This window comes from Collinsella sp. TM06-3 (genome assembly GCF_003436395.1).
GTDB lineage: Bacteria > Actinomycetota > Coriobacteriia > Coriobacteriales > Coriobacteriaceae > Collinsella.
The window spans coordinates 111,569-123,809 of the sequence record NZ_QSPG01000005.1 but is presented as its reverse complement, the minus strand read 5'-3'; the positions used below and the strand labels follow the sequence as shown (position 1 = coordinate 123,809).

Sequence of the window (12,241 nt, the reverse complement as noted above, 5' to 3'; positions counted from 1 at the left end):
CTCGGCCCCGTTCGCTACCCCAAGCGCTTCCTGCGCGATCACGCCCTTGTAGCCCCCCCGTTCGCGCGCATAAGCGGGTTCATGTGCAGGGGAATGTCGATCCAGGTGCCGCTTGCTCGGTCAGCTTGATCGGATTGGAGGAAGACGACCTCGTGTTCAGCATAGACGATGGCGAAACTTCCTACGTATTGCGGTCTACCCAAGCCATCATTCGGTCCTCCTCGGTTTCGAAACTCGAATTTTTTTTAAAGTTTCGAAACCGGGGAGGCAATATGCACGGGGATGCATCGAGGAGCAATTCCCAGTCGTGCCATGTCAGCAGCGATGCCGGGCGCATTCACGCGTGCTACAATGCGGGCACCAGAGATGAAAACACAGTCCCCGTCGGGTAGTCGTGGGCGTGCGGGAGTCCGCATCAGTAACCTGCCTCCTTGGTTGTCCCTTCTCTGCATGGTCATCTACATAAAGGAGGAACCAACCATGCAGATCAGCGTGTCATCCACCCTGACCGTATATCACGACGGCCAATTCTGGGTCGGGCTGGCGGAGCATGTCGAGGACGGCAGATACGGCGCCGCCCGCATCGTCTTCGGCGCGGAACCGTCCGATGAGGAAATCCTGCGATTCGTTACAAGCAAATGGGCGAAGCTCTCGTTCTTCGGTGACGAGGCCACGGAAATAAGCAAGCCCGCGAAGAATCCCAAGCGACGCGCTCGCGAGGCAGCGAAAGCCCTTAAGCGGCCCGCGGTGAGCACCAAGGCACAACAGGCGCTCGCAGCACAGCGGGAAGCGATGAAGCGGGAGTCGGCTCAAGCAAGAAGCCAGCGTCGCGCGGATGAGGCGGAGGCGCGCTTCGAGCAGCGAAAGCTGAAGCGCAAGCAGAAGCATCGTGGGCATTGATCGCCATGTGCAGCAAGGCAGACCATATACAGCAGTGGGGCCAGTTCCACTTGAAGCCGACGCCGCGTAGACGCTGATGGTGACGGCTATGCACGGGCACGGGCGCACCGCCGCACTTCACAGCTTGTTTCTCAAGTATTTGGGGCGCACACGCGGCGTTCAAAAATGCGGAGCGACTCCACATGGCTCGAGACTGAGCCGAGGTGCCCTACTTCTCGCCCTCCAGCAGCCCCACGATACGGTCGATGTCGACGGCGAAGCGGGGCCTTCCCTCGCGCTCGCAGCGGTCGAGGTACGCCTGGCACTCGGAGACAATGCGCTTGGTGTTGCCGTCGATGATGCGCTGGAGCGTCTCGTAGTAGGCCGAGCCCTCGGTCCTGAAGCGGCGCTGGTAGGACTTGGTTATGGGGAACATCTTGATGTAGTGGATGCCGTGGCGACAGCCGGGGCTCGTCGTGGGGCGGGGTGGCAACGCAAAGTACTGGTCTTTGGGCACGTTGGGGGCGATGTTGGAATGCAGCGGCACGGCGAAGTCCCTGCGCTTCCCGCGGAAACGCAGCCTCACCACCACGATGCAGGGGAGATTGTGCTTAAGCATGAGCTCGCGGTCGCCCTCGACGAGGTCAAAGAAGTCCTGGGAGATGGATACGATCTTCATCGGTTGCGCCCCCTCATACGAAGCGGGGCCCGCATCGCTGCAGGCCCCTACAGGTGGGCGATATTCTACGCCTTGCGGCACCCCGTCGCCCACGGAGGTTAAACGTACACGTAAGCCGTACTCTGAAAGCCGCGGCTTCCGGCAAGTAGTTTATGCCACGAAAGGTCGCTTTCAACGCGCATAGCTCGCAAAATAACACTCGCTGGGCCGTCACCCCTGGCTGTTACCCTCCAATCTTCATTGGAGTCAGCAGGTCAATTCATATAGTTATGGGGGGGTATCCTAAAGGAAATCAATTTTATACCCCCATAACTAAGGAATTTTCTATTCCCACTCAATGACTAGGGCCCTGGTGTAATTGGCTGGATCACCGTTCCGGGAACCGGTATCGACCTACCTGTCCGCCAAGCTCCTTCTTCAGCTCCAGCTTAGTATCTGACTCACACCGTTATAAGCAAAACCGAAGAGATGCGTCTTGGCCAAGAAATAAGGTTAGCCTTATCTTACTGCATGATTCGTGTGTTATAGTTAGATTGCTCTAACTGTTTGGGGGGCGATAGCCATGCACGAACGCAAGGGCTTCTGGGACAAGAATGCCGGTCGGTACGACCGTTTCATGCGAAAGGACCGGGCGGCGTATGAGAAGATGTATGAGCTGATCAGGCCGGTGGTGAAAGCAAAAACCGTACTGGAGGTTGCCACCGGCACGGGGCTTATCGCAAAGAGCATCGTGGATGCGGCGGTGCACATCGAGGCTACGGACGCTTCTGCACAGATGATCCTTGAAGCAAAGCGGGACAATCAATCCGCAAAGCTGCACTTTTCCGTACAAGATATGTTCCGCCTGCCCTATGCACAGAAGTCCTTCGAAGTGGTGATCGCGTCCAACGCGCTTCACATAGTGCCGCATCCGGAAAAGGCACTGCAAGAAATCAGGCGGGTACTGAAGGACGACGGCGTGCTCATCGCGCCAACCTTCACCCACGCGGGGAACTCGGTTTCCGGCAAGGCAAAAGCCTTTTTCATGAGTATGGCGGGATTCCCCCTCCACAGCAGGTGGACAAGCGAGGAATACCTGCGTTTCCTGCGTCAAAACGGCTGGGCGGTGCAGAAAAGCGCGGTGCTGAAGGCCTCGTTCCCATTGACCTATGCGGAATGCACGAAATCGGAGGGGCCAGATGTCGTTCTTTGAAAACACCCGCAAGCCCGTGGGCCTCGGCGGAAAACTTATGGTTGCCATGATGAATCTGGGCCACAGCCCTGTGGCGCGGTGGGGACTTCGATTTCTACGACTTGCGCCAAATGCCAAGGTGCTGGATTGCGGCTGCGGCGGCGGGGCGAACATAAAACGGCTGCTGAAAAAATGCCCGCATGGCGTCGTCAAGGGCGTCGACTATTCGCCCGTCAGCGTGGAGAAGACTAGAAAGCTCAACCGAATTGCAATTCAGGAGGGGCGTTGCGCCGTTCTGCAAGGCAGTGTGGCGAATATGGTGTTTGAGGATAGCTACTTCGATGCCGCCACGGCCTTTGAGACCGTCTATTTTTGGCCTGATTTGCCCCGATGCTTCCGTGAGGTCTGGCGGACGCTGAAGCCAGGCGGGACAATTCTTATCTGCAACGAGAGCAATGGCGATACGGACAAGGACGAGAGGTGGACGCAGATCATCGGCGGCATGACCATCTACAAGGACATTGAATTAAAGGCATGTCTGGAGCAGGCGGGTTTTCACGAGGTGCAGATACACAAAAAGAAAAAGTGGCTCTGCGTCACGGCGCGGAAGTAGGGGTATCAAGCACGGGCATTTTTGCATCCATCCTGCACATGGCGATAGGCATGACGGTCATAGCGGCTATGCTGGCGGCAATTATGACAGTTTTTATTCACTGAGGAAGAAACCTATGAAATGTAAAATTGAGAAAAACACCGTGCAGGAGACGCTGATCCTCCCGCTGTATTCCCGGAAGCTGTGTACGGAGTTGTACCCGAACCTTTACAGGGATGAAACAGCGGTTCGTCTGCTCGACCAGATCGACTACGACTTTTCAGAGGCAGAGAAAAACTCCCGCAGCCTGATGCAGCGCTTTGGTGCGCTGGAGGTGGCCACACGGCAGAGTGATCTTGCTTTCGAGGTGCGGGATTACCTGAAAGGCCACCCCAATGCGGCGGTGGTCAATCTGGGCTGCGGGCTGGACAACACCGGCAGAACCTGCGACAACGGTAGATGCAAGATCTACAATCTGGACTTCCCGGATGTGATTGCCTTGCGGCAGCAGCTACTGCCCGCCGGGGATCGAGAACAAAATATCCCCTGCGACCTGAAAGACACCGCATGGTTTAGCAAAATCGATGCCTCCCGCGGGGCGGTGTTCTTTGCCTCCGGGGTGTTCTATTACTTTCTGACCCAGCAGGTCCGGGAACTGGTGCGGGGGATGGCGGACGCTTTCCCCGGCAGTGTGCTGGTCTTTGATGCTGCCAATCGGACGGCGGTAAAGATGATCGCAAAAACATGGCTTAAGACTGCAAAAATCAAGGATGTGGGGGCATATTTTGCGGTTTCGGATGCCGCCAAGGAAATCGGCACGTGGGACAGCCGTCTGCAGGTCACAAGTCGCGGCTATATGCTGGGCTACAACGATTTGAGAGACTCTTCTGTCAGCTGCTTTTTCCGGTTTCTCGCAAGGGTCGGTGACAACGGGATGAAAATGCAAATCGTGAAAATAAGATTTTGAGAGGCGAAAACGAAGCGCATTCACTTTGACGTCGAAGAAGACGGCTTTTACGGCGCATATTGGGCGTGCAAGGACACGCATACAGCAGCGGGCACGGATTCAATTGAAACCGTGCCCGCTATCTGATACTATATTATTTTATCGAACGTATGTTCTATTCCCACTCAATCGTCGCGGGCGGCTTGGACGTGATGTCGTAGCACACGCGGTTGGCGCCGGGAACCTCGGCCACGATGCGGCCGGAGATGCGGGCAAGCACGTCGTAGGGCAGCTTGGCCCAGTCGGCGGTCATGGCGTCGCTGGACTCGACGGCGCGCAGGATGATCGGGCGCTGATAGGTGCGCTCGTCGCCCATAACGCCGACGGACTTAATGTCGGGCAGGACCGCGAAATACTGCCAGCAGCTGTGCTCGGAGTTGCGCTCGCCGGTCTGCTCAAACAGACGCTGGTTGTAGGCGTCGAGCTCCTCGCGCACGATGGCGTCGGCGTTCTTGAGGATCTCGAGCTTCTCCTTGTCGACCGCACCGATGATGCGGATGGCCAGACCCGGGCCCGGGAAGGGCTGACGGAACACGATATGGCCCGGCAGGCCGAGCGCCAGACCAAGCGCACGGACCTCGTCCTTAAAGAAGTGGTCGAGCGGCTCAATGAGGTCGAAGTGCACGCCCTCGGGGAACGGGATCAGGTTGTGATGGCTCTTGATGGTGGCCGTCTTGCCGCCCGTCTTGCGAGCGCCAGACTCGATGATGTCGGGATAGATGGTGCCCTGAGCCAGGTACTTGACCGGCTTGCCATCGGTCTCGAGCTGCTGCGCCACGGCGAAGAACTCTTTCCAGAACTGCGTACCGATGATGCGGCGCTTCTCCTCGGGCTCGGTCACGCCGGCCAGAAGCTCGGCATAGCGGTCCTCGGCGTGGACGTGGATAAAGTCGACGTCAAACTGCTTGGTGAAGACCTCCTCCACCTGCTCGGGCTCGCCCTTGCGCAGCAGACCGTGGTTGATGAACACGCAGGTCATCTGCTTGCCCACGGCGCGAGCGCCCAGCGCAGCCACGACGGAGGAGTCGACGCCGCCGGACAGGGCCAGAATCACGCGGTCGTCGCCGACCTTCTCGCGGAACTCGGCCGTCATGGTCTCGACCAGGTTGTCCATGCTCCAGTTGGGCTCCAGACCGCAGATCTCAAACAGGAAGTTGCTCAGCAGCTGCTGACCGTACTCGGAGTGCTTGACCTCGGGGTGGAACTGCGTGGTGAAAATCTTGCGCTCGACGCACTCCATGGCGGCAACCGGGCACACGTCGGTGCTGGCGGTAACGGTAAAGCCCTCGGGCACCTCGGACACGGCGTCGCGGTGGCTCATCCACACGGTCTGCTCCATGGGCGTGGAGTTAAAGAGCTTGGCGCCTGCCGTGCGCGTGATAGTGGCGCGGCCGTACTCGCCCACCTCGGAGTGGCCGACCTTGCCGCCGAGCGTCACGGCCGTGATCTGATGGCCGTAGCAGAAGCCCAGGACGGGAAGGCCCAGGTCAAAGATGGCGGGATCGATGGACGGAGCGTCCTCGGCATACACGGAAGCCGGGCCGCCGGAAAGGATGAGCGCAGAGGCGTTCATCTCGCGAATCTCATCGGCCGAGATGTCGCAGGGAACAATCTCGGAATACACGTTGAGGTCGCGGACGCGACGGGCAATGAGCTGACCGTACTGCGCACCAAAGTCGAGTACGAGGACCTTTGCGGAAGCCTTTTGATCCATGGTTTCCCCCTCTTGTTGGCGGGGAGCCGGTGCCCACCCGCGTGAATGAACAAAAATAACTTTCATAGTGTACACGTTATATGGGGTTTCTCGTCCCTCACAGCCATCAGCGCACGGCAAACGCACGACCTGGGCCCCTATTTGACGGCAATTGAAGTATTACCAAACGTTACAGATGATGTAATACGCTTGAACATTGGACGCCCTGTGCCACAATACTGCCGAACGACTCCGCCTCTGCGGCGGCAAATACGATAGGAATACCAGCATGAAGCGCATCCTTCTCATCGCCACGGGCGGCACCATCGCATCGACCGAGGACGGCAACGGCCTCTCCCCCGCCCTGACCGGTGAGGAGCTCGCCCAGAGCGTCCCCGAGATCTCGGGCCTCTGCGAGCTCGACGTGATGCAGCCCATGAACATCGACAGTACCAATATGCGCCCGAGCGACTGGATGCGCATCCGCGATGTCATCGTCGAAGGCTATGCCGATCACGACGGCTTTGTGGTCCTGCACGGCACCGACACCATGAGCTACACCGCGGCAGCGCTTTCCTACCTGATTCAGGACAGCCCCAAGCCCATCGTGCTCACCGGCTCGCAAAAGCCCATGGGCAATCCCTTTACCGACGCCAAGCTCAATCTGTACCAGAGCCTGCTCTATGCGCTCGACGAGCATTCGCACGATGTTTCAATCGTGTTTGGCGGCGTCGCTATTGCCGGTACGCGCGCCCGCAAGCAGCGCACCATGAGCTTTAACGCGTTTATTAGCGTCAACTATCCGCCCATCGCCTACATCCGCAACGACCGCATCGTGCGCAACGGGCTTCACGGCACGCATCAGGGCGAAAACCCGGTGCGTTTCTACGACAGCATCGACCCGCGCGTATTTGTACTCAAGCTCACGCCCGGCGTAAACCCGGGCATCCTCGACGCCCTTGCCGATAGCTACGATGCCGTAATCCTGGAGACCTTCGGCATTGGCGGCATTCCCGAGTTTGGCGAGTCCGGCGAGTCATTCCAGGAGGCGATTTTCCGCTGGGTCGATTCGGGTCGTACCGTCGTTATGACCACGCAGGTCCCCGAAGAGGGCCTCGATCTGGGCGTTTATGAGGTCGGCCGTGCTTACGCCGATCATCCGGGCATTCTGCGCGGCGATGACATGACCACCGAGACGCTCGTGGCCAAAACCATGTGGGCACTCGGCCAGTCACGTGATGCGGCCGAGATTCAGCGCCTGTTCTACAGCCAAGTCAACCACGACCGCATCCCGATGGCGTAATTCAGTTATCGACGGGTATCCCCTATTCGATCCCCTCGAGAAGCTCTGACACCGTCATGCCGAGTGCGGGCGCGATCTTAAATAGAACCTTGAGCGTGAAATTTGCCGTCCCATCTTCGATTCGGTCGAGGTAGGGTCGGCTGATTCCTGTCGCCACACAAAAATCAACCTTGGAGATACCAAGGTCCCTGCGTGTCTCTTCGACCCGCCTGCCAAGAATCTGTTTCGCACGTTCGTCCATGCAGCCGAGTTTGAAATGGAGCTGAACAAAAACGTAAACTATAGTTTACGTTTTGCCGAATACACAGGAGTTTTCTATGTCGGGTTCTTCGGTCCGCATGTACCGAGCCACGCTTCGCACAAACAGCGCACCGCCCAAGCTCGTCGTCGTTGAAGCCGAATGCCTTTCGCCCGATGAGCGCACAGCATTTGCATTGCTATCAAGTCGCGTCGCCGCCGTTCTGGTCCCTTGCCCGGCGCAAGGTGAACTTGCCATCCAATGCCAAACGCACAGCTGCCCGCTCAATCAGGCTGCCGTAATCGCAACCAGCCAACGCGGCCTGCCGCTCCTTCTAGAAGCCGGCATCGCACTCGCCCTTCGTGGCGCCGGATACGAAAACGAGACCGCCGCCGACATGGTCTTTAAACCACGATCGAGCGGCGGCCTCGCAGCAGCCATTGAATATATGTGCAGACTCGTTGCCTAAAAGGACAAGCTAGAAACCAAGGCCAAAGCCCGTTCCGGTAATCGCCGAGTACATAAAGTAAACGTTGACCACGTTGAGGAACACACCCGTGATGCAACCGTTGCGCAGGTAGCGCTCGCACACGATGCGCGCCATGGCGGCGGAGTCATCATTGTTCTTTGCCTGGCGTCCCGCCGTAAAATACGTCGCCACGCTCAGCAGCAAGTTGAGCACCGGCAGCGCCAGCAACTCGTAGCTCTTGCCCCAGCGCGTCGCCTCGCCGGCGGCATTAAACTTTGTTGCCACCTCGGGGCCAATGTTGGGGATAACACACGCTGCGACCACCAGCGGAATCACCGCAAGCACGAGCAGCGCAATACCCATGTAGCCGGCTTTTTTGCCATATTTAAACATGTGCGTCGTCCTTACACGTTAAAGCGGAAGTGCACGACGTCGCCATCGGCCATGACATAGTCCTTGCCCTCAATACGCAGCTTGCCGGCGGCCTTGGCGCCCTGCTCTCCGCCGAGCTCGATGTAGTCGTCATAGCCAATGACCTCGGCCTTAATAAAGCCGCGCTCAAAGTCGGTGTGGATGACACCGGCAGCCTGCGGAGCGGTCGCACCCTGACGCACCGTCCAGGCCTTGACCTCCATCTCGCCGGCCGTAAAGAACGACTGCAGGCCGAGCAGCTTATAGGCCGCCTGCGCGAGCACGTCCAGGCCGGGCTGCTCCAAGCCCAGGCTCTCCAGGTAGTCGGCGGCGTCCTCGGGATCGAGCTCGGAAAGCTCGGCCTCGATCTTGGCGCAGATGGGCAGCGGCTTGACGCCATCGATGGGCGCCAGGTCCTCGTTGAGCATGTCCTCGTCCACGTTTGCCACGTACAGGATGGGCTTCATGGTGAGCAGGAACAGGCCCTTGGCGGCAGCACGCTCCTCGTCGGTCATCTCCATGGATGCGGCGCGCTTGCCCTCGTTGAGCCAGGCGAGCAGGCGCTTGGCGACCTCGAACTTGGGCATGAGCTCCTTGTCGCGCTTGGCCTCCTTCTCGAGCTTAGGCAGCTGCTTCTCGAGCGTGCCCATGTCGGCCAGGATGAGCTCGGTCATGATGGTGTCGGCATCGCCGGCGGGATCGACGAACTCGCCCGTGCGGCCCACCTCACGCATGACGTTGGGATCCTTAAAGTAGCGCACGACCTCGCAGATGGCGTCGGTCTCGCGAATGTTGGCCAAGAACTGGTTGCCCAAGCCCTCGCCCTCGTTGGCGCCCTTCACCAGACCTGCGATGTCGACGAACTCGACCGTCGCCGGCACAATGCGACCCGGGTTAACGATGTCGGCGAGCTTTTGCAGGCGGCTATCGGGCACGTCGACGATACCCACGTTGGGGTCGATCGTGGCGAACGGATAGTTGGCGGCAAGGCCGGTCTTTTTGGTAAGCGCGGTGAACAGCGTCGACTTGCCTACGTTGGGCAGGCCCACGATACCGATGGAAAGGGACACGACAGCTCCTTTTGGTACAAGCATTTCAAACTGCATAAGTATAGCGCCGCCGCAGCATCTGGGCTAACCCGGACGCCACGGCGGCACGAATGAAGCAGAGATAGGGGTCGCTGACTAGTCCGCGAGCTTCTCCACCTGGTCGAGCATCTTATCGAGCTTGGCCTTTGCCTCGGCCTTGACCTTCTGGGCTTCTTCATGGGCCTTCGCCTTCTGGGCGGCCTTTTCCTCGGCTTCGGGATCGACGACGACCAGATTGGACGCGTCGTGCTCAACCAACTTGAGCGCATGCTCAGGGCACACCTTGACGCAGGCACCGCAGCCCAAGCAATACGTGGACTCCAGTGCAAAGCGGCCGCTTCCCACCAGATCGCAGGCGAACGTGGGGCACACATTGACGCACTCGCCGCACGACGTGCACTTGTCAAAATCGCACTCCGGCGTGCTCACCTGCATGTTCTGGGCAAGCTCGGGATGGTTTTGCAGCGTCGAGAGCACCAGCTGTCGCCCGTGCGTAAGCGTACGGCGACGTTTGGCCGTCGTGGTGCCGCACATGGTATTGAGCGTGCGCTCCAGCTGGGTAATCTGGTGGCGGTGGGCTTTGAGCTTCTGCGTCACCGAGGCCAGCGCCGCCGTTGCCGGGTTGAGCTTGGTCACGGTAAGGCCCGTGGTGCGGGCAATCTTATCCATGTACTCCTTGCGCTCGTACTCGCGGCGCTTATGACATTTGAGGCTCTTTGGGTCGACCTCCAGGCCCATGCCCGTACCGGCCCACTCCTCGGCGGTAGCGATGGCCTCGCCCAGAATGTCCTCACCGCCGGTGTTGCGGCATTTATCGCACACGCCCAACGGCAGGTACACACTCACGTTGGGATAGTCCGCCAGTACCGAGAACCAGGTCTCGGCCGTAATATCGCCCACGCAGGCAACGACGACCTCGTTCTCGCGCGGCATGCGCTTAAGGGCGCGCGTGCAGGTGACGTAGGCGGTCTCGTGGCTCGTAGCTGCCGAGACAATGTCGTCATACAGGTTTTTGGGCGCCAGACGCGGCGAAATAATCGCCTCAGTCGGACAGGCGGCAGCGCACAGGCCGCACTTGCGGCAGGTATCGAGGATCTCGATGGCGTCTTCCTCGACCTCGATGGCGTTGACCGGGCACACGTCCATGCACGCGGTGCAGCCGCTCTTTTCGTTTTTGCAGGTCAGACACGGAATCGTGTTGCCGCGCGGACGCTCCTTGTAGTCGGCAGGATTCCACTGCGGCGCCGACGGATCGAGCGCATCGGTCACGCCGCCAAGCGGGTTTTTAAGAAAGTCGAAACCCTTGCTGATCTCGATAATGTCATCAAATAGATCGTGTTCCTGCGCCATGCGCGGCCCCTCCCTGAGCAGTGCAAACAAGCAAGAGATAATGATACGCTATCGGCCCGTGCCTCGGGCAAATTACACGCGGAGCACCTTTGCGGCAAATAGCCTATGGCCTATCGCCGCCCCGATTGCACAAGGTCGATCAAGCGCCAAACTATGCCTCGCGCATGAGCTCGACGAGCTTTTGCTTGGTCACCTTGGCCTGCTCGTTGGCCATATTGCGTTCGTTTCTAAAGGCCGCATCCGCAACGCTCATCAGGTCGGCATCGGAAATCTCGCCAAGGCCCAGCTCCTCGAGCGTCGTCGGCAGACCAACGCGCTGACAAAACTCGAGCACCTGTTCAAGCTCGGGCGCACGCTCCAGACGAAGCTGGACCACCAGACCAAACGCTACGGCCTCGCCGTGCATAGCCTTGCACTCGGGCAAAATCGTCAGGCCGTTGGCGATGGCATGCGCCAACGCCAAGCCGCCGCTCTCAAAGCCGACGCCCGAGAGCAGAATATTGCACTCGATCAGGCGCTCAACCGCCGGCGATATACGGCCCTTTTTGAGATCGCGCTTGGCAGCGACGCCGCACTCCATGAGCGTGTCATAGCAGGCACGAGCCGTAACCAAGGCCAAGTGTCCCGGCGCGCCACCGTGTTCGTTCGCACCTCTCGCCGCGGCGCATGAACGCGCCTCGAAGTACGTTGCCAGTGCGTCGCCCATACCGGCGACCGTCATCCGCAGTGGTGCTGCCGCAACCACGTTGGTATCAACCACGACCAGATCGGGATTTTTGTCGAGCACCAGGTAGCGGTCGAACGACCCGTCCTCGTGATACAGCACCGAAATCGCGCTGCACGGACCGTCCATCGAAGCCGCCGTGGGGCATACGCACAACGGCAGCTCAGCATAAAACGCAACGGCCTTTGCGATATCGAGCATCTTGCCGCCGCCAATGCCCACCACCATGTCGCAATACTCGGCCCGGGCTTCCTTGGCCATTTCGACAACGGCATCTTCCGTACACGGACCGTTGTAAATCTTAAAGAACGGCTCGCTTAGATCTTCATCCAGAAATCCATCGACGATCTGCCTGCACAGCCGATCCTCGGTGCCCTGGTCAAACAAGACATAGGCAGCGCAGCCCAACCATGACAAATACCTGCCCTGACGCGAAAGTTCGCCCGGCCCCTGAACATACCGGCCGGGACCGCCGTAAACCATAGGAAGCGCCATACGAGAATCCGCCCTTCATCAAACAACGATTGGTGCAAAGTAACCTGACCCCTTTGCACCAACTTGGTGCGATGGGGTCAGGTTAGTTTGCACCATAGCAAAAAGGGGCAAAGCCGTCTGCTGGCTTTGCCCCTTCCTTAGCT

Annotated in this window: 13 protein-coding genes; 6 read left to right on the top strand and 7 right to left on the bottom strand. The window is 59.1% G+C overall.

Annotated features, from left to right (window positions below; all coding sequences use genetic code 11):
- Positions 1–480 precede the first annotated feature (480 nt).
- Positions 481–900: a YjdF family protein gene (locus DXD56_RS03620; protein WP_117640131.1), complete on the top strand. Its 420-nt coding sequence runs from the start codon at positions 481–483 to the stop codon at positions 898–900.
- 208 nt (positions 901–1,108) lie between these two features.
- Here the strand turns inward: DXD56_RS03620 and DXD56_RS03615 are convergent, their stop codons facing one another.
- Positions 1,109–1,558, bottom strand: coding sequence for a hypothetical protein (locus DXD56_RS03615; protein WP_117640130.1), 450 nt, complete (start codon positions 1,556–1,558; stop codon positions 1,109–1,111).
- 562 nt (positions 1,559–2,120) lie between these two features.
- Here DXD56_RS03615 and DXD56_RS03610 point away from each other — a divergent pair.
- The 3 genes from DXD56_RS03610 (at position 2,121) to DXD56_RS03600 (ending at position 4,288) form a co-directional block, all read left to right on the top strand.
- Complete coding sequence (locus DXD56_RS03610; protein WP_117563603.1) at positions 2,121–2,750, top strand: class I SAM-dependent methyltransferase; 630 nt, start codon at positions 2,121–2,123, stop codon at positions 2,748–2,750.
- Positions 2,737–3,342, top strand: coding sequence for a class I SAM-dependent methyltransferase (locus DXD56_RS03605; protein WP_117640128.1), 606 nt, complete (start codon positions 2,737–2,739; stop codon positions 3,340–3,342). Before DXD56_RS03610 ends, DXD56_RS03605 begins: the two co-directional genes overlap by 14 nt.
- A 115-nt stretch (positions 3,343–3,457) precedes the next feature.
- Entirely contained in the window at positions 3,458–4,288 is an 831-nt protein-coding gene (locus tag DXD56_RS03600) for a class I SAM-dependent methyltransferase (protein WP_117640126.1), read from the top strand.
- A gap of 154 nt (positions 4,289–4,442) precedes the next feature.
- On the opposite strand, the gene guaA is transcribed toward DXD56_RS03600, so the two are convergent.
- Positions 4,443–6,041 carry a glutamine-hydrolyzing GMP synthase gene (gene guaA / locus DXD56_RS03595; RefSeq protein WP_035136929.1) on the bottom strand — a complete coding sequence of 533 codons (1,599 nt, stop codon included), beginning with the start codon at positions 6,039–6,041 and terminating at the stop codon, positions 4,443–4,445.
- 268 nt (positions 6,042–6,309) lie between these two features.
- On the opposite strand from guaA, the gene DXD56_RS03590 reads away from it, so the two are divergent.
- Positions 6,310–7,323 (top strand): asparaginase, encoded by a 1,014-nt coding sequence (locus DXD56_RS03590; RefSeq protein WP_117640124.1) that lies wholly within the window; start codon positions 6,310–6,312, stop codon positions 7,321–7,323.
- A 22-nt stretch (positions 7,324–7,345) separates the two neighbouring features.
- Here DXD56_RS03590 and DXD56_RS10300 read toward each other — a convergent pair whose 3' ends face one another.
- Complete coding sequence (locus DXD56_RS10300) at positions 7,346–7,564, bottom strand: helix-turn-helix domain-containing protein (RefSeq protein WP_035136926.1); 219 nt, start codon at positions 7,562–7,564, stop codon at positions 7,346–7,348.
- A gap of 76 nt (positions 7,565–7,640) precedes the next feature.
- On the opposite strand from DXD56_RS10300, the gene DXD56_RS03580 reads away from it, so the two are divergent.
- Positions 7,641–8,030 carry a hypothetical protein gene (locus tag DXD56_RS03580; RefSeq protein ID WP_117640122.1) on the top strand — a complete coding sequence of 130 codons (390 nt, stop codon included), beginning with the start codon at positions 7,641–7,643 and terminating at the stop codon, positions 8,028–8,030.
- A gap of 9 nt (positions 8,031–8,039) precedes the next feature.
- On the opposite strand, the gene DXD56_RS03575 is transcribed toward DXD56_RS03580, so the two are convergent.
- From DXD56_RS03575 to DXD56_RS03560, 4 genes are all read right to left on the bottom strand, one after another.
- Positions 8,040–8,423 (bottom strand): DUF1648 domain-containing protein, encoded by a 384-nt coding sequence (locus DXD56_RS03575; protein WP_117640119.1) that lies wholly within the window; start codon positions 8,421–8,423, stop codon positions 8,040–8,042.
- Between the two features lie 11 nt (positions 8,424–8,434).
- Positions 8,435–9,511 carry a redox-regulated ATPase YchF gene (gene ychF / locus DXD56_RS03570; RefSeq protein WP_055309950.1) on the bottom strand — a complete coding sequence of 359 codons (1,077 nt, stop codon included), beginning with the start codon at positions 9,509–9,511 and terminating at the stop codon, positions 8,435–8,437.
- Between the two features lie 114 nt (positions 9,512–9,625).
- Positions 9,626–10,879 carry a 4Fe-4S binding protein gene (locus DXD56_RS03565; protein WP_117640118.1) on the bottom strand — a complete coding sequence of 418 codons (1,254 nt, stop codon included), beginning with the start codon at positions 10,877–10,879 and terminating at the stop codon, positions 9,626–9,628.
- Positions 10,880–11,030: 151 nt separating this feature from the next.
- Entirely contained in the window at positions 11,031–12,098 is a 1,068-nt protein-coding gene (locus DXD56_RS03560) for a glycerol dehydrogenase (RefSeq protein WP_117640116.1), read from the bottom strand.
- Positions 12,099–12,241: the final 143 nt, after the last annotated feature.